The organism is Amycolatopsis sp. NPDC041971, assembly GCF_055588925.1.
On the sequence record NZ_JBVJCE010000001.1, the window covers coordinates 285,720 to 305,014 of the forward strand.

Annotated in this window: 17 protein-coding genes; 7 read left to right on the plus strand and 10 right to left on the minus strand. The window is 69.3% G+C overall.

Features of this window, described 5'->3' with window-relative positions; genetic code table 11:
- Positions 1-156: 156 nt before the first annotated feature.
- On the minus strand, positions 157-2,484 hold the full coding sequence (gene purL / locus ACZ6DT_RS01445) for a phosphoribosylformylglycinamidine synthase subunit PurL (RefSeq protein ID WP_465586982.1): 2,328 nt from the start codon (positions 2,482-2,484) through the stop codon (positions 157-159).
- A gap of 95 nt (positions 2,485-2,579) precedes the next feature.
- Between purL and ACZ6DT_RS01450 the strand changes: the two genes are divergently transcribed.
- Together ACZ6DT_RS01450 and ACZ6DT_RS01455 are read left to right on the plus strand one after the other, a co-directional pair.
- Positions 2,580-4,205 (plus strand): ABC transporter ATP-binding protein, encoded by a 1,626-nt coding sequence (locus tag ACZ6DT_RS01450; protein WP_465586984.1) that lies wholly within the window; start codon positions 2,580-2,582, stop codon positions 4,203-4,205.
- On the plus strand, positions 4,202-5,929 hold the full coding sequence (locus tag ACZ6DT_RS01455) for an ABC transporter ATP-binding protein (RefSeq protein WP_465586987.1): 1,728 nt from the start codon (positions 4,202-4,204) through the stop codon (positions 5,927-5,929). Before ACZ6DT_RS01450 ends, ACZ6DT_RS01455 begins: the two co-directional genes overlap by 4 nt.
- A 103-nt stretch (positions 5,930-6,032) precedes the next feature.
- Here the strand turns inward: ACZ6DT_RS01455 and purQ are convergent, their stop codons facing one another.
- Positions 6,033-6,716: a phosphoribosylformylglycinamidine synthase subunit PurQ gene (purQ, locus tag ACZ6DT_RS01460; RefSeq protein WP_465586990.1), complete on the minus strand. Its 684-nt coding sequence runs from the start codon at positions 6,714-6,716 to the stop codon at positions 6,033-6,035.
- On the minus strand, positions 6,713-6,952 hold the full coding sequence (gene purS / locus ACZ6DT_RS01465; RefSeq protein ID WP_007032538.1) for a phosphoribosylformylglycinamidine synthase subunit PurS: 240 nt from the start codon (positions 6,950-6,952) through the stop codon (positions 6,713-6,715). Before purS ends, purQ begins: the two co-directional genes overlap by 4 nt.
- 66 nt (positions 6,953-7,018) lie before the next feature.
- Between purS and ACZ6DT_RS01470 the strand changes: the two genes are divergently transcribed.
- Both ACZ6DT_RS01470 and ACZ6DT_RS01475 read left to right on the plus strand, forming a co-directional pair.
- Positions 7,019-7,807, plus strand: a complete 789-nt coding sequence (locus ACZ6DT_RS01470) for a hypothetical protein (RefSeq protein WP_465586993.1) — start codon at positions 7,019-7,021, stop codon at positions 7,805-7,807.
- 105 nt (positions 7,808-7,912) lie between these two features.
- The gene (locus tag ACZ6DT_RS01475; RefSeq protein ID WP_465586995.1) at positions 7,913-9,493 is read left to right on the plus strand and encodes a GMC family oxidoreductase; all 1,581 of its coding nucleotides are present in this window, start codon (positions 7,913-7,915) and stop codon (positions 9,491-9,493) included.
- Between the two features lie 102 nt (positions 9,494-9,595).
- Here the strand turns inward: ACZ6DT_RS01475 and ACZ6DT_RS01480 are convergent, their stop codons facing one another.
- Both ACZ6DT_RS01480 and ACZ6DT_RS01485 read right to left on the minus strand, forming a co-directional pair.
- Positions 9,596-11,098, minus strand: coding sequence for an aldehyde dehydrogenase family protein (locus ACZ6DT_RS01480; RefSeq protein ID WP_465586998.1), 1,503 nt, complete (start codon positions 11,096-11,098; stop codon positions 9,596-9,598).
- A gap of 33 nt (positions 11,099-11,131) precedes the next feature.
- Positions 11,132-12,274, minus strand: a complete 1,143-nt coding sequence (locus tag ACZ6DT_RS01485; protein WP_465587000.1) for an MFS transporter — start codon at positions 12,272-12,274, stop codon at positions 11,132-11,134.
- A 61-nt stretch (positions 12,275-12,335) separates the two neighbouring features.
- Between ACZ6DT_RS01485 and ACZ6DT_RS01490 the strand changes: the two genes are divergently transcribed.
- A complete protein-coding gene (locus tag ACZ6DT_RS01490; RefSeq protein WP_465587003.1) occupies positions 12,336-13,280 on the plus strand; it encodes an ArsR/SmtB family transcription factor in 945 nt (314 codons plus the stop codon).
- 33 nt (positions 13,281-13,313) lie between these two features.
- The gene (locus tag ACZ6DT_RS01495) at positions 13,314-13,964 is read left to right on the plus strand and encodes an MBL fold metallo-hydrolase (RefSeq protein ID WP_465587006.1); all 651 of its coding nucleotides are present in this window, start codon (positions 13,314-13,316) and stop codon (positions 13,962-13,964) included.
- Between the two features lie 73 nt (positions 13,965-14,037).
- On the opposite strand, the gene ACZ6DT_RS01500 is transcribed toward ACZ6DT_RS01495, so the two are convergent.
- From ACZ6DT_RS01500 to ACZ6DT_RS01515, 4 genes are all read right to left on the minus strand, one after another.
- Entirely contained in the window at positions 14,038-15,102 is a 1,065-nt protein-coding gene (locus tag ACZ6DT_RS01500; RefSeq protein ID WP_465587008.1) for a DUF418 domain-containing protein, read from the minus strand.
- Positions 15,103-15,173: 71 nt separating this feature from the next.
- Positions 15,174-15,911 carry a TetR/AcrR family transcriptional regulator gene (locus ACZ6DT_RS01505; protein WP_465587009.1) on the minus strand — a complete coding sequence of 246 codons (738 nt, stop codon included), beginning with the start codon at positions 15,909-15,911 and terminating at the stop codon, positions 15,174-15,176.
- On the minus strand, positions 15,908-16,624 hold the full coding sequence (locus ACZ6DT_RS01510) for a DUF2334 domain-containing protein (RefSeq protein ID WP_465587012.1): 717 nt from the start codon (positions 16,622-16,624) through the stop codon (positions 15,908-15,910). Before ACZ6DT_RS01510 ends, ACZ6DT_RS01505 begins: the two co-directional genes overlap by 4 nt.
- 50 nt (positions 16,625-16,674) lie before the next feature.
- A complete protein-coding gene (locus ACZ6DT_RS01515) occupies positions 16,675-17,556 on the minus strand; it encodes a phosphoribosylaminoimidazolesuccinocarboxamide synthase (protein ID WP_465587015.1) in 882 nt (293 codons plus the stop codon).
- A 35-nt stretch (positions 17,557-17,591) separates the two neighbouring features.
- On the opposite strand from ACZ6DT_RS01515, the gene ACZ6DT_RS01520 reads away from it, so the two are divergent.
- A complete protein-coding gene (locus ACZ6DT_RS01520) occupies positions 17,592-18,398 on the plus strand; it encodes an SAM hydrolase/SAM-dependent halogenase family protein (RefSeq protein WP_465587017.1) in 807 nt (268 codons plus the stop codon).
- Here ACZ6DT_RS01520 and ACZ6DT_RS01525 read toward each other — a convergent pair.
- Positions 18,281-19,168: an MOSC domain-containing protein gene (locus ACZ6DT_RS01525; RefSeq protein WP_465587019.1), complete on the minus strand. Its 888-nt coding sequence runs from the start codon at positions 19,166-19,168 to the stop codon at positions 18,281-18,283. The two genes, ACZ6DT_RS01520 and ACZ6DT_RS01525, sit on opposite strands and share 118 nt — an antisense overlap.
- Positions 19,169-19,295: the final 127 nt, after the last annotated feature.

Below are 19,295 nucleotides of genomic sequence, written 5' to 3' on the forward strand. Positions count from 1 at the left end.
GCTGTACATGTCGGCGGTGTCGATGAAATTGATCCCGGCCGCCAGCGCGGCGTCGGGGGGGGGGGGGGGGGGGGGGGGGGGGGGGGGGGGGGGGCGGCCGACCACCCCCCCCCCCCCCCCCCCCACGACCAGCTGTACCGAACGGCCACTTCAGCTTCAGTCGAAAAGCGCGGGGAGCGTGCGCTCCCAGGTCTCCCGAAGCTCGTCCAGCGTGAACTCCGTGAGGTCCTGGAGTTCGAGCGAGCCCGACTCCGGGTCCACGACGCCGGTCTTGCGCCACGGCAGACCGCGCGCGGTCAGCATCTCGGTGAACCGCAGTTCCTCGGTACGCGGCACGGCGACCAGCACCCGGCCCGCGGATTCGGAGAACAGCTGCACGAACGGGTCCTGCTCCGAGTCGAGGAAGACACGGGCGCCGCACTGTCCGATGAGGACGGTCTCGACGAGCGTCTGGATCAGGCCGCCGTCGGAGATGTCGTGCGCGGCGGAGATCATGCCGTCGCGGGAACCGGCGATGAGGATGTCGGCGAGCAGCTTCTCGCGGGCGAAGTCGACCTTCGGCGGGCGGCCGCCGAGGTGACCGTGCAATTCGCGCGCCCAGGCGGAACCGTCCAGCTCGTCGTGGGTCTCGCCGAGCAGCAGCAGGGTTTCCCCGGCCTCGGCGCCGATTCCGGTGGGGATGCGGCGGGTGACGTCGTCGATCACGCCGAGCACGGCGACCACCGGGGTCGGCAGGATGGCCACGTCACCGGTCTGGTTGAAGAAGCTGACGTTGCCGCCGGTGACCGGGATGCCGAGTTCGACGCAACCGTCGGCAAGACCGTGCAGGGCCTGCTCGAACTGCCACATCACGCCTGGGTCGGTCGGCGCGCCGAAGTTCAGGCAGTCCGAAACCGCGACCGGCTTCGCGCCACTGGTGGCGACGTTGCGGTATGCCTCGGCCAGTGCGAGCTTCGTGCCCTCGTACGGGTCGAGGAAGACGAACTTGCTGTTGCAGTCGGTCGAGACGGCGACCCCGCGGCCGGTCGACTCGTCGATCCGGATGACGCCGGAGTCCGACGGCTGCGCGGACACGGTGTTGCCGCGCACGTAGCGGTCGTACTGCGAGGTCACCCATTCCTTCGACGCCTGGTTCGGCGACGAGATCAACTTGAGGATGTCGGCGCGCAGTTCGTCCGAGGTGGACGGACGCGGCAGCTTCGCCGAGGTGTCGGCCCGCAGCGCGTCCTGTGTGGACGGACGCTGGATCGGGCGGTCGTACACCGGGCCCTGGTGCGCCACGGTGTGCGCCGGGACGTCGACGACGACCTCGTCGTTCCAGGTGATGACCAGGTGTTCGCCGTCGGTGACCTCGCCGATGTCGGTGGCGATGACGTCCCACTTCTCGCAGACCTTCATGAACGCCTCGACGTTTTCCGGCGAGACGACCGCGCACATGCGCTCCTGCGACTCGCTGGAGAGCACCTCCGCCGGGGTCATCCCGGTGGCGCGCAACGGAACCCGGTCGAGGTAGATGTGCATGCCGCCGTCACCGGCCGCCGCCAGCTCCGACGTCGCGCAGGAGAGCCCGGCGCCGCCGAGGTCCTGGATGCCGACGACGAGCTTCTGGGCGAACAATTCGAGGCAGCACTCGATGAGCACCTTCTCGGTGAACGGGTCGCCGACCTGGACGCTCGGGAGCTTCTTGCGGCCACCGGAGGACTCGTCGCCGGAGAAGGTGTCGCTGGCGAGGACGGACACGCCGCCGATGCCGTCGAGACCGGTGCGCGCGCCGAACAGGATGATCTTGTTGCCCTTGCCAGAGGCGAACGCCAGGTGCAGGTCCTCGACGCGCATCGCGCCGACGCACAGGGCGTTGACCAGCGGGTTGCCCGCGTAGCTCTGGTCGAACACCAGCTCGCCGCCGATGTTCGGCAGGCCGAGGCAGTTGCCGTAACCGCCGACGCCGGCGACCACACCGGGCAGCACCCGGCGGGTGTCGGGGGCGTCCGCCGGACCGAAGCGCAGCGCGTCCGCCACCGCGAGCGGGCGCGCGCCCATCGCCATGATGTCGCGCACGATGCCGCCGACGCCGGTCGCGGCGCCCTGGTACGGCTCGACGTAGGACGGGTGGTTGTGGCTCTCGACCTTGAAGGTGACCGCCCAGCCCTCGCCGATGTCGACGACTCCCGCGTTCTCGCCGATGCCGGCGAGCATCTTCTCCTTCATTTCGGGAGTGGCGGTCTCACCGAAGTAGCGCAGGTGCTTCTTCGAGGACTTGTACGAGCAGTGCTCGCTCCACATCACCGAATACATCGCCAGTTCGGCGTCGGTCGGACGGCGGCCGAGGATCTCCCGGATCCGGGCGTACTCGTCGTCGGCGAGGCCGAGTTCGACGTACGGCTGGGTCTGCTCCGGGGTCGCCTCGGCGAGTGCGGTGGTGTCGACTGGGATGACTGGGACGTCAACGGTGCTGGTCACGGTGTCCACATCAGGGTTCGCCACGGCCGCCAGAATAGGCGAACGGCAAGTTCACCTCGCGGTCGCCTACGCATAAATCGGTCGCGCTGACGCATGCGATCCGCTTACCGTCGATGATCGTGCTTTCCGCCACATATCCCCTTCCGCGACTACGCCTGCCCGCCAAGCCGACCGCCTGGCGATACCTCGTCAGGATGATGCTCGCGCGCCCGGGACTGCTCGCCGTCTCGGCGATCAGCGGTGCGCTGTGGTCGCTGCCGATCGCCCTGCTGCCGGTCGCGATCGGCCGGGGCATCGACGCGATCGGCCGCGGCGACGGCGATTCCGTCTGGCTGTGGGGCCTCGTGGCCGCCGGGCTCGGTATCGCGCAGACGCTCGCGGGCACGGTGCAGCATTTCGCGTCCTACGGATGCTGGATCCACGGCGCCGGGGTGACGCAGCGGCTCGCCACCGAGCACGCCGCGAAGCTGGGCGCGAACCTGCGGGACACGACCACCACCGGTGACGTGGTGGCGATCACCACCAGCGACATCAACCCGATCGGTGACTCCTTCGAGGTGCTCGGGCGGGCCTTCGGTTCGCTGATCGCGTTCATCGTCTGCGCGACGGCGCTGCTGTCGACGTCTCCGTTGCTCGGCGTGGTCGCGCTGGTCGGCGTCCCGCTGGCGGTGGTCGGCATCGGCCCGTTGCTGAAGCCGCTGGAGAAACGCCAGACGAAGCAGCGCGAGGAGAAGACCGAAGTCAACGCGCTGGCCGCGGACATCGTCTCCGGCCTGCGGATCCTTCGCGGTGTCGGCGGCGAGAAGCAGTTCCTCGACCGCTTCCGCCGCTCCAGCCAGCGGGTGCGGGCGGCCGGTGTCCAGGTGGGACGCAGCGAGGCGTGGCTCGCGGGCGTCGAGGTCGCGCTGCCGGGCCTGGTCACGGTGGTCATCACCTGGCTGGGCGCGCAGCTGGCGATCAACGGCACCATCGGCGTCGGCGAACTGATCACGTTCTACGGCGTCTCGGTGTTCCTGGTGATCCCGGTGACGACGGCGACCGAGTTCGCGGGCGTGCTGAGCGCCGCGCTGGTTTCGGCGCGGAAGGTGTGCAAACTGCTGTCCACCGAACGCACGCTCGCCGAGCCGGAGCACCCGATCCCGCTGCCGGAAGGCCCGCTGGACCTGTACGACGAGACGTCCGGGATCAAGGTCGAAGCCGGGAAACTGACCGTCGTCGACGTCGGAGCCGACGCCGAAGCGGTGGCTTCGCGGATGGCGCGGTTCACCGATCCGAGTGAGCCGGCCCTCGTCGGCGGAGTTCCGGTGGACCGGGTCGCCCTCGGCGAGCTGCGGCGGCGGGTCGTGTTCGCGCACAACCAGGACATCTGGTTCTCCGGAGTGCTGCGCGAACAGGTCACCCCCAGCGAGCCCGGCGAGGTAGAGATCACCGAAGCGCTGTACGCGGCGGACGCCGACGACATCGTGGACGCGCTGCCCAACGGCGTCGACGAGGTGATCGGCGAACGCGGACGTGAGGTTTCGGGTGGTCAGCGGCAGCGGCTGAACCTGGCCCGCGCGCTGGCGACCGACGCCGACGTCCTGCTGCTCGACGAGCCGACCTCGGCCGTCGACGCGCATACCGAAGCCCGCATAACCGAACGCGTCGCGAAGCTGCGGCGCGGCAAGACCACCGTCGTGTTCAGTCAGAGTCCACTGTGGACACATGTGGCCGATGTGGTCGTGAGTACGAAAGTGCCCGCATGAAGAAGCTGCCGCTGGCAGACAAGAAAGACGTTCGACGTTGGATCAAGGAGACCGCGCGGGACAACAAGCGCGAGTTCTCCGTGATGCTCGGCCTGTTCTGCGTCGCCACCGCGATCGGGCTGGCCGGGCCGCGGCTGCTGGGCGCGCTGGTGGACGAGGTCGTCGGAGGCACGACGACCACCACGATCACCTGGCTCGCGGTCGCGTTCGTGGTGGTGCTGGCCGCGCAGGCGTGGTTCAAAGGGCTGGCCCGGCTCCGCGCGCGAGTGTTCGGTGAACGGATCCTGGCGCGCAACCGCGAGGAGTTCGTCGGGAACGCGCTGAACCTGCCGCTCGGGACGGTCGAGGCCGCGGGCACCGGTGATCTGCTCAGCCGGGCGACCACCGACGTCAGCCGCATCGACCACGCGGTCCGGTTCGGCGCGCCGGAGATCCTGATCGCCGCGGTCACCGTGGTGTTCACGGTGGTGGCGATGGTGATCACGTCGCCGTTCCTGGCGCTGGGCCTGCTGGTCGCGCTGCCGCTGCTGGTGCCGGTGAACATCTGGTACCAGCGGCGGATCCCGGACGTGATGCGGCGGATGCTCGACAAGTGGTCCGAGTTGCAGTCCACCACGCACGAGACGGCGGAGGGCGCACGGACGGCGGAGGCGCTGAGCCTGACCGGCCGCCGGATCCGGACCGGGCACGACGGGCTCGACGCGTCGATGCTGGGCGAGCGCAAGATCCGGGCGTTGCAGATGCGGTGGATCCCGTCGCTGGAGATCAGTTACGTGCTGCCGGTGCCGGTGATGCTCGGGCTGGGCCTGCTCGCCTATTCGAACGGCTGGGCAGGGCTCGGCACGATCACCGCGATGCTGCTGTACTCGCAGGTCATGACCGGTCCGCTGAACGAGGCGCTGTTCTGGCTCGCGGACATGCAGGTCGCCGGGGCCTCACTGCGACGGCTGCTGGGCGTGCGGCCGCCTTCGTCGACCACTGCGGCTTCGGAGGCTCCGCGCGGCCAGGACATCGAGGTGCGCGACGTGCGCTTCGGCTACAACGCGGACCGCGAAGTGCTGCACGGGATCGACCTGCGGGTGCCCGCCGGTGAACGGCTGGCGATCGTCGGTCCGTCCGGTGCGGGCAAATCGACCCTGGGACGGCTGCTGGCCGGGATGTCGGCGCCGACGTCGGGTTCCGTGCGGATCGGCGGCGCCGAGGTGTCGACGCTGCCGGACGACGTCCTGCGTGGTGAGGTCCTGCTGCTGACCCAGGAACAGCACGTGTTCGCGGGGACGCTGCGGGACAACCTCACGCTGCCCGCCGGGGACTGGTCCGACGACCGGCTACTGGCCGCGCTGGCCTCGGTCGGCGCTTCGGAATGGGTGGCGAGCCTGCCGGACGGACTGGACACGAAGGTCGGGGCCGGGGCGGTCGCGGTCCCGGCGGCGATGGCGCAGCAGCTGGCGCTGGCGCGGGTGGTGCTGGCCGACCCGCACACACTGGTGCTGGACGAGGCGACTTCGTTGCTGGACACGGGTTCGGCGCGGGAACTGGAACGGTCGCTGAGCGCGGTGCTCGAGGGGCGCACGGTGATCGCGATCGCGCACCGGCTGCACACGGCGGCCGCGGCGGACCGGGTCGCGGTCGTCGAGGGCGGCCGGGTGACCGAGCTGGGCTCGCACTCGGAGCTTCTTGCCGCCGGTGGCCCCTACGCAGCCCTGGTAGCCGCCGCCTCCTGACACCCCTACGCATTTCGTCCTCTGAATGCGGTACTTGCGTGTGCAACTATCGCATTCAGAGGACGAAATGCGTGGGTGTCAGGCGCCCGACGGAGACTTTACGTCAGCGCGCGACCAAGGAAAGAGCGTCCACCGCGCTGTAGAACATGCCGAGTCCGTCGTCGGAAGGCCCGGTGAGGGCGTCGATGGCGTGCTCCGGATGCGGCATGAGCCCGACGACGCGGCCGTTCTCGCTGCGGATCCCGGCGATGTCGTTGCGCGAGCCGTTCGGGTTTCCGCCGACGTAGCGGAACACCACGCGGCCCTCGCCCTCCAGCTCGTCGAGGGTGGCCTGCTCGGCGACGAAGCAGCCGTCGATGTTCTTCATCGGGATGAGGATCTCGGCGTCCTTGTCGTACCGGGTGGTCCACGCGGTCTCGGTGTTCTCGACGCGCAGCCACTGGTCACGGCAGATGAAGTGCAGACCCGCGTTGCGGATCATCGCGCCCGGCAGCAGCCCGGCCTCGCACAGGATCTGGAAGCCGTTGCAGATGCCCAGCACCGGCATGCCCTTGTGGGCGGCCTGGATCACCGAAGACATCACCGGCGCGAACCGCGCGATGACGCCGGCGCGCAGGTAGTCGCCGTAGGAGAAGCCACCGGGGACGACGACGGCGTCGACGCCCTTCAGGTCCTCGTCCGCGTGCCACAGCGGCACGGCCTCGGCGTCGGCGTAGCGGACGGCGCGGGCGGCGTCACCGTCGTCGAGCGTGCCGGGGAAGGTGATGACCCCGATGCGGGCGCTCACGCGTCCACCCGCTTGATGGTCCACTGCTCGATGACCGGGTTCGCGAGGAATCCTTCGGCGATCTTTTCGAGCGTCGCGTCGTCGACGGAGTCGTCGACCTCGATCTCGAAGTGCTTGCCCTGACGGATCTCGGCGATCCCGGTGAAGCCGAGACGACCGGCGGCGCCGAGCGCGGCCTGCCCCTGCGGGTCGAGGATTTCGGGCTTGGGCATGACGTCGACAACGACTCGGGCCACGGCAGGCTGCTCCTTATTCACGCAGGTCGTGGGTACCGCCCGAGCCTACTTCACTACGGTTGCCGCATGACCTACGGGCAACCGCAGTACGGGTACAACCCGCCGCCGAAGAAGACGAAGGCCTGGCTCTGGATCACTCTCGTGCTGGTCTTCGTCCTGATCGCGGGCGGTGTCGCGTTCACCGGCTTCGTCTCGCCGGGGTTCTTCAAGGCCAAGGCGGACACCACTTCGCGCGCGACGCCGGAGCAGCTGAGCCAGTCCTTCGTGAACGGCGTCGGCGAGCACCGCGTCAGCGAGCTTTGGTGCACGATCCGCTCGAAGCGGTCCTACACCTTCGAGCAGACCATGGCCGTGTCCGGCGGCGCACAGCTCAGCACGCCCGCGCACCAGCGTGCGGCGCAGGAGTACTCGGCCGCGTTCACCGCCGCGGGTGAGACCGTCGGGATCGCGATGATCCCCGGCGAGGGCGGATGGTGCGTGCGTGACGCCAAGGTCGGCGGCGAGCCCGAGCCGCTGCCGGGCATCGAGACGAAGCCGTCGCCGCGGCCCGACGTCAAGACCGGGGAAGAGGCGGGGAACAAGTTCGTCGACGCGATCAACACGCGTGACATCCCGGCGGCGTTGTCCGTGCTGTGCGAGAAGGTGCCCGGCACGACCCGCGACGGCGTGCAGCAGATCATCCACGGCGAGGCCAGGTACACCGTCGAAAAGGCCGACGTGCTGACCACCGCCGAGCAGACGATCCTGCACCTCGCGGGTGAGGTCGACGGCGTCCGGCGGCCCGGCCGGGTCGAAACCGATGACAGTGCCGAAGGCGGTCCTTGCGTGACTTCTTTTTCACCCGACTCCGACTGAGCTCGCATCGATCCTTCGACTGGGGGATGCTCGGAGCGCGTCGCTGGGCCAAGATGAGCCCATTGGCAGTACGCCAACACCGGGTGAGCAGCAGCAGGAGGCACCGTGGCCGATCAGGACTCCTTCGATTACGTCATCGTGGGCGCGGGCAGCGCGGGATGCGTGCTGGCGAACCGGCTGAGCGAGGACCCGTCAGCGCGGGTGCTCCTGCTCGAAGCGGGCGGTGAGGACGACGCCGACGAGATCCACATCCCCGCGGCGTTCCCCGGTCTGTTCAAGACGAAGTGGGACTGGAACTACGAGACGGTCGAGCAGAAGCACACCGGCAAGACGCTGTACTGGCCGCGCGGGAAGACGCTCGGCGGCTGTTCCTCGATCAACGCGATGATCTACATCCGCGGCAACCGCGCGGACTACGACGGCTGGCGTGACGGGCACGGCGCCGAGGGCTGGGGTTTCGACGACGTCCTGCCGTACTTCAAACGGGCGGAAGGCAACCAGCGGCTCGGCGGGCCGCTGCACGGCACCGACGGGCCGCTGAACGTCGAGGACCGCCGCTTCACCCACGAGCTGTCCCACGCCTGGGTGGATTCCGCGGTCGCCTGGGGCCTCAAGCGCACCGACGACTTCAACGGCGAGTCACAGGAAGGCGCCGGCGTCTACCAGGTGACCTGCAAGAAGGGCCGCCGCTGGTCGACGGCCGACGCGTACCTGCGGCCCGCGTTGTCGCGCCCGAACCTCACCGTGCGAACCAACGCCCAGGCCACGCGCGTGGTGTTCGAAGGGACCCGCGCCGTCGGTGTGTCCTATTTGGACAAAGGCGTCGAGACGACGGTGCGCGCGTCCACCGAAGTCCTGCTCAGCGGCGGCGCGGTGAACTCGCCGCAACTGCTGATGCTCTCCGGCATCGGCCCGGCGGAACACCTGCGGGAGCACGGGATCGACGTGGTGGCCGCGCTTTCCGGCGTCGGCGAAAACCTGCACGACCACCCGGCCTGCGGGATCATCTGGTCGACCCGCGGCACCACCGACCTGGTGGACGCGGCGACGCCGGGCGGCCTGGTGCGCTACCAGCTCACCAAACGCGGTCCGCTGGCCTCGAACATCGGCGAGGCGGGCGCCTTCTTCCCGGCCGCGGACGGTGTCTCACCACCGGACACGCAGATCCATGTCGCGCCGACGTTGTTCTACGACAACGGAATGCGCGAGCCGACGGTGCCCGGCTTCACGTCCGCGGCAACGCTCGTGGACGTCGCGAGCCGGGGACGGTTGCGGTTGAAGTCGTCGAATCCTTTGTGGAAGCCCGAAATCGACCCGGCTTACTACGCCGAGTCCGTGGACATGGAGAAGATGCTGGCCGGGCTGCGTGCCCTGGTGGAGATCGGGAAGTCCGGCCCGCTCGCGCGCTACCTGGACAAGCCGTTCCTGCCGGAGCGCCACGACCTGACCGACAGCGAACTGGCCGACTACGTGCGCGAGAAGACGCAGACGCTGTACCACCCAGTCGGGACCTGCTCGATGGGGACGGGCGAGAACGCCGTCGTCGATCCGTCGCTGAAGGTGCGCGGGGTGGATGGGCTGCGGGTGGTGGACGCGTCGGTGATGCCCGTGGTGCCGCGCGGGAACACCAACGCCCCGACGATCATGGTGGCGGAGAAGGCCGCGGACCTCATCCGGGGCTCGTGACCGGACCTTTCATGCTCCCGTAAACGCTAGGAACGGTCCTTTCCTTGCAAATTTCGCAAGGAAAGGACCGTTCCTAGCACAAGGGGGTTGACAGACGACCGGTCAGCGTTTCCCGTGCAGCACCGTAATGAGCTTCGCCACCAGGGCGTCGGTCTTTTCCTTGCGGGAGAACGAGGTCAGCACGATCGGCGCGGTGAACCGCTGTCGCGCGACGGCCTTCGGCCGGGCGAATTCGCGCAGGCCTTCCGGTCCGTGGATCCGGCCGAAGCCCGAGTCGCCGACGCCACCGAAGGGCAGCGAAGCGATACCGGCGAAGGAAAGCGGCGCGTTGATCGACGTCATGCCGGTGCGCAGCCGTCCGGCGAGTTCCATGCCGCGCGACTTCGAGAACACTGTCGACCCGAGGCCGTACTTGGTGTCGTTGGCCTTCTCGACGGCCTCGTCCATGTCGCGGACCTTGGCGATGGTGACGGTCGGGCCGAACGTCTCCTCCTTGACCGCCGAGGAGTCCTCCGGCACGCCGACGAGCACGGTCGGCTGGACATAACGGTCGCCGACCGCGTCGATGCCGCCGACCAGCGCCTTGCCGCCGCGTTCGATGGCGTCCGCGATGTGGCGTTTGATCACCGCGAGCTGCGAAGGCATCGTCACCGGGCCGTACTGCGCGGCCGCGTCCGAACCGGCCCGCAAGTCCTTCGACTTCTCGACCACCTTCGCGACGAACTCGTCGTGCACACGCTCGTGGACGTACACGCGCTCGACGCCGATGCAGGTCTGGCCCGAGTTGGAGAACGCGCCCCAGACGGTCGCGTCGGCGGCTGCCTCGAGGTCGGCGTCCGCGTCGACCAGGACCGCGTCCTTGCCGCCCGCCTCGATGATCACCGGGGTCAGCGTCTCGGCGGCCGCGGCCATGATCTTCTTGCCCGTGCCGGTGGAACCGGTGAAGGCGATCTTGCCGACGCCTCCGCTGACGAGCGAAGCGCCGGTTTCGCCGAAGCCGGTGATCAGCTGTAGCACCGGCCACTCCGGGACGACCTCGTTGAAGGCGTCGACCAGCCATTTCCCGACGCCAGGCGTGTACTCGCTCGGCTTGAAGACCACGGCGTTGCCGGCGGCGAGGGCGTAGGCGATGGAGCCGAGCGGGGTGAACACCGGATAGTTCCACGGCCCGATCACTCCCACGACGCCGAGCGGCTGGTACTCGACCGTCGCCGCCTGGTTCGACATCATCAGCCCGGCCGCGCGGCGCTGCTTGCCGAGGATCTTGCGCGCGTGCTTGCCCGCCCACGCGATGTGCTCGATGGCGAGGACGCTCTCCAGCTGCGCGTCGGCGATCGGCTTGCCGGTCTCGTCGCGCACGACCTGGCACAGCTGCGGCAGACGGCGGGTGATGACGCCCTTCCAGCGGCGCAGCCGTTCGGCGCGACCGTCGTACCCGAGCCCGGCCCACCATTCGGCGGCGTCCCTCGCACGGGCGATGGCGGCGCGGACGTCCTCCCCGCTGTGCACGGGGTAGGTGCCGACGACCTCGTCGGTCGCCGGGCTGAGGGAATCGAAGGTCTCCCCCACGCTTTGCGCGGTCGGCTTCGGCTGGACTGCGGTCATCGACTTCTCCCGTGTCTCGGCTCAAAGCCCAGGCTACGACGTTACTGACGGCGTGCCAATAGCTCGCCTGGGGTGGGCCACCAGCATCGCACAGGAGACGAGGGCCGCAAGGACACCGAGAAGCGGGGCCAGCCACACCGGCAGCATCCCAATCGCCAGCGAGCCAAGCCCGAACCCCGACGCTTGTACGGTGAAGGCCAGCGAGAAGCCCTCCGATCGGCGGCGTTCCGGCAGCAGTTTCTGCAGGTTGACCGAAGTCACGGCCATCAGCGGACCGGTGCAGAGCCCGATCAGCGCGACCCCGCCGAGCAGCCCGGCCCAGCCGAAGCCCGCCGAAACCACGATCCCGCCGAGCACGAAACCCGCGAGGAACAGCCGCGGATCGCCGGCCTTCCCCCGTGCCGCGTACAGCGCGCTCCCGCCGATGCTGGCGGCGCACAGCACCACGATGACGATCGCCGTCGCCGAGTCGGGAGCGCCGAGGCGCTGGACGAGCGGCAGCAGGCCGACCTCGATGGTCGACAGCAGGAGCCCGACGGTGAACAGTCCCGCCAGCCACGGCACACAGGCGGCGACCGGGATCGCCTGGCGTTCGACCGTCCTTTGTGGATTTCGGGTGACCGTGCGCCGCGGTACGAACAGGGCCGCGAGCAGAGCGACGACGGCCATCGCGAGGACCGGGACGGCCGGGCCGGACGTCGCCAGGAGCGCCACCAGCAGCGGCCCGCCGACGATGACACCTTCGAAGATCATCGCGTCGACCGAAACGGCCCTCGGCAACTCGTCTTCGGTCACCGTCCCGGCGAGCAGTGTCCGGAAACCGCCGTTCAACCCGCCCGCGACCAGCCCCGGCGGGATCGCCAGCGCGAGCAGCACCAGGTCCGGGGCGCCGGCGGAAGCGACCGCGGCCAGCAGGAACAGTCCCGCGGCGACCAAAGGAAGCAGCACGACGAGACCTCGTGCGGGTCCGACGCGGTCGAGCAGCCGCCCGGTCGGCACGGCGCCGACCGTCTCGGCGGCGACGAAGACGGCCATCATGATCCCGCCGAGCCGGTACGAACCGGTGGTCGCGGTGGTCAGCACGGTGAAGGCCAGCGGCGCCATCGTGGCGGACAGCCGGTTCAGCTGGACCCCCGCCGACCAGCGCCGATACCCGGAATTGCGAAGCAACGTCATGTCACGAACAGTGCCGAACCAGGCCTGGCCAGAACCATTGATTAGGCCATAACCTAATCCGATGATCGAGCTGGTCCTGACCGCCGAGAGCGCCAACCGCGTCCGGTTCGGCATCTCCCCGCTCGACGAGACCATGGGCGCGATGCAGACCCTGCTCGGACGGCGCGGGCATCCCAGTCATCTGCCGTGGCTGCGCGAGGCGGCCGCGAAACTGCCGGACCTCCCCATCGACGGCTTCGCCAAGGTGATGAGCGCGCGCCACTACATCACCGACTTCCTCAGCCCGCCGCCGAGCGGCCCGGAGACCACCGCTTCCGCCCAGCTCGCCGAAATCCGTCGCACGTCACCGGAGCAGGTCGCCCGCGAACTGTCCAAAGTAGACACTGACCTGAGCGGGCTGCCGGAAGATCCCGCCGAGGCGAGGGATCTGCTGGCGAGCCAGATGGAGATCGCCTGGACCGAACTGGTCGAACCGCACTGGCCCCGGATGCGCCGCTTCCTCGCCGCCGACATCGAAGAGCGCTCGCGACGCCTGGCCGCCGGCGGTATCGCGCTGGTACTCGAGGACATCCACCCGCGCGTGCGGCTCGTCGACGACGTCCTGGTGATCGAGATGAAGGAACGCGGCCGCGTCCACCTCGACCGCCGTGGTCTGCTGCTGATCCCCGGCGTCTTCGCGTGGCCTTCGGTCGGCCTGATCACGATGGAGCCGTGGCAGCCTTCGCTGCTGTACCCGGCGCGCGGCGTGGCCGGACTCTGGTCGGATCCCGAACGCCCGCCCGGCGCGCTCGCGGGAGTGCTCGGCCGGACGAAAGCCGCCTTGCTGACGACCCTCAACGAACCCGCGAGCACCACCGAACTGGCGCGCAGGCTGGGCTTCACCGCGCCGACGGTCTCACAACATCTGACCGCGATGCGTACGGCGGGCCTGCTCGGCACGCGGCGCCGCGGCCGAGAAGTGCGCTACCTGCGCACCGAACTTGGCGACGCCCTGCTCCGGGCATAGGCTGGAAATGACCTACCGTGAAGGAGAACCCTGATGCGTATCGTCCATTTTGGACACGCTTGCACCCTTCTGGAGACCGAGGGCGCGCGGATCCTGATCGACCCCGGCACCTTCTCGGCGGGCTTCGAAGGCGAGCGTGAACTGGACGCCGTCCTGATCACCCACCAGCATTTCGACCACCTCGACATGGACAGGCTGCCCGCGTTGCTGGCGGCGAATCCCGGCGTGCGGCTGATCGTCGACCCGGGTTCCGCCGAAGCGGTGGGGAAGATCGGCGCCGAGTTCCAGATCGCGAACCCCGGCGACGCCTTCGAAATCGGTTCCAGCGGCAGCAGCGCCGTCAACGTCGTCGGCGGCGAACACGCGGTGATCCACGAGGAGATCCCGGTGATCCCGAACGTCGGCTACATCGTCGACCACGGCGCGTTCTACCACCCGGGTGACTCGTTCTTCGTGCCGGAACAGAAGATCGACGTCCTCGGCCTGCCCACCGGCGCCCCGTGGCTCAAGGCCGGCGAAGCCGTGGACTACCTGCGTGCGGTGTCGCCGCGCCTCGCCGTCCCGATCCACGAAGCCGTCCTCGCGCGGCCGCAGATGCACTACGGCCTGTTCGTCAACCTCGCCCCGGAAGGCACCGAGGTGAAGGTGCTCGATGTCGGGGAGCCGGTGAAGCTCTGGCGGTAGGCCAGTTTCCGCACCAGGATCTCCGCCGGTCCCCGATAGGACCCGCGGTGCATCAGGTACGCGACGACGACCGTCAGCAGCCACACGCCGAGTCCGCAGGCGACCGCCACGAACGTCGGTCGCCGGCCTGTCCGCCCAGTCCGAGCAGGAACGGCGGCGCCAGGATCAGCCACGCCACCGACTGGAACAGGTACGCGCTCAGCGTGCGCTGGCCGAGTGCGGAGATGGCGGTGACCACGACGCCGCGGCGTTTCTTGCCGATCGCCATGCCGACCAGGCCGAACAGGCTGAGGTAGCCGATCGCGCCGAACACGCCGGCTCCCTCGTACAGCAGCTTGGCGTACCCAGCGGTCTCCTCGTCGAAGCCGAGGTAGTCGCCGGCGAAGAGCCCCATCGGCAAGGCGCCCGCGATCGCGACGCCGAATCCGCCGAACACGCCGACGAGCAGGAGCTTCCGGTTCGGCTCCTCCAGCAAGCGCTTCTTCGCGGCCCAAGCGCCCACCCAGACGAAGAGAATCGACGGCAGCAGGACCATCGTGATGGACGGCCATTCCACCAGGCGCCCTCGCAGGGCGTCGCCGTACGTCGGCGCCAGGGAGGACGTGTCCTCGGGGGACGGGACGGGCGCGTCACCGGAGTTCCCGGTGAGCACCAGGTACATCAGCACGGCGAGGCCACAAAGGGCGAAACCCAGGTACAGCGCCGGAATCCGATACAAGCCCTTACCGCGCCGCAGGAGCAGCAGAGTGAAAACGACACCGATGACGCCGTAGGCGCCGAGCACGTCACCGGAGAAGAGCAGCACGCCGTCGACGGCACCGAAGACCAGCAACCACGCGTGCCTCCGGAGCAGGACGCCACGCGTCCGCGGCCACGGCTGCCCCAGCGCCTCCTGGCGGTCGGCGAACTGCACCATCCCGTAGCCGAGCATCATGCCGAACAGTGGCAACGCACACGCGTGCACGAAGACGAACAGCAGCACGAAGTACGGCCGTTCCAGGCCTTGCGGCGTCTGATCGACACCCGGTGAGTTCCCCAGGAAGATGCTCGCGGTATGCGCCAGCGCGACCAGCAGTAGCGCGAAACCCCTGGCCAGATCCGGAGCGAGCACCCGCTCACTCGTCGGTATCGATGTCATGGATCCCCCTTTAGTATCCAACGTACACTAATTATTGTCCGACGGATACTAATACAATTGCGGGGTGCTTGTCAGCCGGCGTCGACGAGAGTGGCGACGCCGTTGAGAACGACTTCGAGACCGAAGTCGAAGTCGGCGTCGGGAGCCTGGTCGGAACCACCGAGTCCTGAGGTCAGGAAACCCACGGCGTCGGGGAAACGCTCCGGGTCGATCAGCTCGGCGAGCCCCTTGCCGTAGGCCTGTTCGGCCTGCGCCTGACTCAACCCGCTCTCTTTCCGGCCCTCGGCGAGCTGAATGGCCTGCGCGCACGCGAGGCGGACGAAGCCGCTGACCAGGACCAGGACCCCACCCTTGGTGCCCCAGTCGAGTCCGGTGTCGCGCAGCGTGCGCAGGATCGCGTCCATCCAGGCGACCGCGTGCGGGCCCGCCGGTGGACCGGAGAGCGGCAGCTCGACCAGCCACGGGTGCTTCATCAGGACGTCGCGGTTGGCCTCGGCCAACGTGGTCAGCTCGGCCCGCCAATCGCCGGTGGACTCCACCGGCGGCGGATCGCCGATGGCGAAGTCGGCCATCAGCTCCAGCAGCTCCGCCTTCGAACCGATGTGGCGGTACAGCGACATCTTCGTGACGCCCAGGTCCTTCGCCACGCTCGCCAGCGTCACGTTCGCGACGCCTTCGCGATCGGCGAGAGCCACCGCGGCCGCCACGACACCGTCGATGTCGAGCACCGACGGCCTGCCGCGCGTCGGGCGCTCCGCTCGCCGCCAGAGCCGCATCAGCGTCGGCGGCGCGTCACCCTGGTCGGTCATCCCGACAATTTAACCCGCGTTCGCGAGAGCGAGCCGTAGGTGGTTCCGAAAGCGCGGTTCTCCAGCGAGACGTCGACGGCGTCGAGGAACGCCTGCCGCAGCCCCGGCCGGGCGAGGTCCGCGGCCTCGATGCCGAGCCGCACCAGCCCGCCGCGGCGCGCGGCCCTCGCGGCGGCCAGCACCAGCGCGAAACACCGGACGGTCTCCGTCCGGTGCGAGGGTCCGCCGAACTCCTGCACCCTGGCGCGCCGGACCTCGCCGGACACCAGATCCCGTACCGAGACCAGATCCGCGCACAGCCTGAACCCGTGCTCGCGCAGGGCCTGCAGGGTGCCCTCCGACGCGATCCAGCGCGGCGGCGCGAATCCGTCGACGGCCATGCCGTTGGCGTCGAGCGCCGCCTTCGCCGCGATCAGCCGCAGCCGCGCCTCGTGCGCGGGCAAAGCCGCGAACTCGGCGCGTTTGCCCAGGTGGACGGCGCGATGGGTGGGCGGGATCCGGTGGTCGTAACCGTGCAGGAGGACGGAGTCGCCGTGCTTGCGGCGCGTCCGGATCCACTCGGTCACGGGGCCCTCGCCGGTCCTGGCGGCGTAGAGCACGGACATCGGGACCTTGCGCCTGTCGAGCTCGGCCGCGAGGTCGGCACAGCGGTGCAACGTCCGGGTGGTCACGCCGGACAGGGAAACCAGCAAACGTGCGTCCACGATCCCCATTACGCCAGCCCGGGCTTGCGGCGGACTGACAACGGGATGAACGCCGCTGGTCAGGCGGGCCAATCCTGCAGCGACCGGCCGGTGATGCGTTCGTAGGACTCGATGTACCTCGCCCGCGTGGCGGCGACGATGTCCTCGGGCAAGGGCGGTGACCCGGGTCTGTCCCGGCGGTGCCAGCCGGACGCGGGACTGGTGAGCCAGTCCCGCAGCGGCTGCTTGTCGAACGACGGCTGCGGACTGTCCGGCGCGTAACCACCGGCGGGCCAGTAGCGCGAGGAATCCGGGGTCAGGACCTCGTCGGCGAGCACGAGGTTCCCGTCGGGGTCGATGCCGAATTCGAGCTTCGTGTCCGCGAGCAGGATGCCGCGTTCGGCGGCGAACTCCGCGCCGCGGCGATACACCGCCAACGTCGCCTCGCGGACTTCTTCGGCCCGCTCGCGGCCGAGCTGCCCGACCACGTCGGAGAAGGCGATGTTCTCGTCGTGCGAGCCGCGGTCGGCCTTGGTCGCGGGCGTGAAGATCGGTTCGGGGAGCCGGGAGGACTCGGTCAGGCCCGGGGGAAGTTCGACGCCGCAAACCGTGCCGCGCGCGCGATAATCGGCGAGACCGGTACCGGTGAGATAACCGCGGGCGACGGCTTCGAACGGCAGCATCGCCAGCCGCCGCACCAGCAGCGCGCGGCCGCGGACCTCGGCGGGGATGCGTTCGTCTTCGTAGGAGACCAGGTGGTTGGGGAGGACATCGGAGAGCAGGGAGAACCAGAACACGCTCATCGCGGTGAGCACTCGCCCTTTGTCCGGGATGGGCGTGTCGAAGACGACGTCGTAGGCGGAGATCCGGTCCGAAGTGACGAGCAGCAGATGCTCGTCATCGACGGCGTAGAGCTCACGGATCTTGCCGGCGGCGATCTTCGGGTATTCGAGCGTCGTCACGGCTGCACCCTAGCGATCAAGGATGATGGCTGATCATGCCGATCCACTGCGTTTCGTTCACGACCGACTACGGACTGTGCGACGGTTTCGTGGCCGCGTGCCACGGGGTGATCGCGCGGATCGCGCCGTCCGTCCGGGTGATCGACGTGAGCCACGGGATCCCTCCGCAGCAGGTCAGGACCGGCGCCGAGGTGCTCGCCCAGACCGCGCCGTATCTGCCGGAGTCGGTCCATCTCGCCGTCGTGGACCCCGGCGTCGGCACCGCGCGGCGCGGCGTCGTGGTGGTCACCGAACGCGGAATGCTCGTCGGCCCGGACAACGGGCTCCTCATTCCCGCCGCCGAAACACTCACCGGGGTGATAGCCGCGTACGAACTCGCGGCGCCGGGATACCGCCTTCCGGTGACTTCGTCGACGTTCCACGGTCGCGACGTCTTCGCCCCGGCGGCGGCGCATCTCGCGCTCGGGGTCGCTCCCGAGGAGTTCGGGCCGCCCGTCGACGACCTCGTGCGGCTGCCGGACCCGTTCGTCGCGGTGTTCCCCGGCAAGCTGGTGACCGAGGTGCTCACGGTCGACCACTTCGGCAACGTCCAGCTGGCCGCGAGCCCCGCCGACCTCGAACTGGCCGGCCTGTCCGGCACGGTCTCGGTCAGCAGCGAACACGTTCTGGTGAAGGCACTGGTCGGCGACACCTTCGGCACGGTGCCGCCGGGCCGGAACGTGCTCTACACCGATTCCGCGGGACGGCTCGCGGTCGCCGTGAACGGCGGTTCGGCGTCCGCCGTGCTCGGGCTGGGACCGGCCCAGGAGTGCACGATCACCTCGTCGCCGACGGACACCTGACCCGGACCGGTCACCGCCATCTTGATCCCGAACGAGACACCGCCTTCCGGTTCGCGGCGGTAGTCGGCGAGGGAGCGGATCGGTTCGGGCCCGGCCTTCTTGCCGGTCTCCTGATCGACCATCGGCACCGTGCAGCGGATGCAGACCTGGGCGTATCCCAGGTCGAGACCGCCGGCGGTGAGCGAGCGGACGTCGTCCTCGCGGTGCGCCTCCGGCCAGCCCGCGACGACGATGTTGGGCCGGAAGCGGTCCATCGGCACGGCTTCGGCGCCGCGGGACGCGATCCGCTCGTTCAGACCGTCCAAAGAGGACTCGGAGGTGAGCAGGATCGCGTGCGCGTCGTCGAAGGCCGCGGTGCCGGAGATCTCGCCGTTGGTGACGCGCTCGTGTTCCGGCGTGAGCCCGACGAACACCGACGGCAGGCCGAGGACGTCGGAGAACCACTCCGCGGCCTCGTCACCCTGGTGGACGCCCTTGCCCTGCCAGGTGAACGTCGCCGCGGGATGCCGCGGCCCGTCCGTGACGGTCTCGACCAAGAGATCCTCGAAGCCCGGAGCGGCCAGCCGCAGGCGGGCGCCGTCGTCCAGCACCTCGGCCCGGATCGAGGCCATCACCGGCTGCTTCCGCTGGCTGCGGAACTCGCCCTCGGCCGACACGACCATCCAGGCACGGTCGAACCTGAGGCCCGCCGGGGTGACGTCGGCCGTGTCGACCGACGTCCCCGCGCAGCCCTTGACGGGGTAATAGACCAGCTTCGCGACTCTCGCCATAACTGCAGGTTAGCGAGTCGGTCCGCCACCAGCTCGGTACAGGTGGTCGTGGGGGGGGGGGGGGGGGGGGGGGCGCAAAGAGCACCACAACACAACCAACCCCCCCCCCACCCCACCCCCCACAAAA

Excerpts from the sequence above, each read along its gene's own strand:
- ACZ6DT_RS01455 (WP_465586987.1), top strand. The coding sequence starts at position 4,202 with ATGAAGAAGCTGCCGCTGGCAGACAAGAAAGACGTTCGACGTTGGATC.
- ACZ6DT_RS01470 (WP_465586993.1), top strand. The coding sequence starts at position 7,019 with ATGACCTACGGGCAACCGCAGTACGGGTACAACCCGCCGCCGAAGAAG.
- ACZ6DT_RS01480 (WP_465586998.1), bottom strand. The coding sequence starts at position 11,098 with ATGACCGCAGTCCAGCCGAAGCCGACCGCGCAAAGCGTGGGGGAGACC.
- ACZ6DT_RS01485 (WP_465587000.1), bottom strand. The coding sequence starts at position 12,274 with ATGACGTTGCTTCGCAATTCCGGGTATCGGCGCTGGTCGGCGGGGGTC.
- ACZ6DT_RS01490 (WP_465587003.1), top strand. The coding sequence starts at position 12,336 with ATGATCGAGCTGGTCCTGACCGCCGAGAGCGCCAACCGCGTCCGGTTC.
- ACZ6DT_RS01495 (WP_465587006.1), top strand. The coding sequence starts at position 13,314 with ATGCGTATCGTCCATTTTGGACACGCTTGCACCCTTCTGGAGACCGAG.
- ACZ6DT_RS01500 (WP_465587008.1), bottom strand. The coding sequence starts at position 15,102 with ATGACATCGATACCGACGAGTGAGCGGGTGCTCGCTCCGGATCTGGCC.
- ACZ6DT_RS01505 (WP_465587009.1), bottom strand. The coding sequence starts at position 15,911 with ATGACCGACCAGGGTGACGCGCCGCCGACGCTGATGCGGCTCTGGCGG.
- ACZ6DT_RS01510 (WP_465587012.1), bottom strand. The coding sequence starts at position 16,624 with ATGGGGATCGTGGACGCACGTTTGCTGGTTTCCCTGTCCGGCGTGACC.
- ACZ6DT_RS01520 (WP_465587017.1), top strand. The coding sequence starts at position 17,592 with ATGCCGATCCACTGCGTTTCGTTCACGACCGACTACGGACTGTGCGAC.
- ACZ6DT_RS01525 (WP_465587019.1), bottom strand. The coding sequence starts at position 19,168 with ATGGCGAGAGTCGCGAAGCTGGTCTATTACCCCGTCAAGGGCTGCGCG.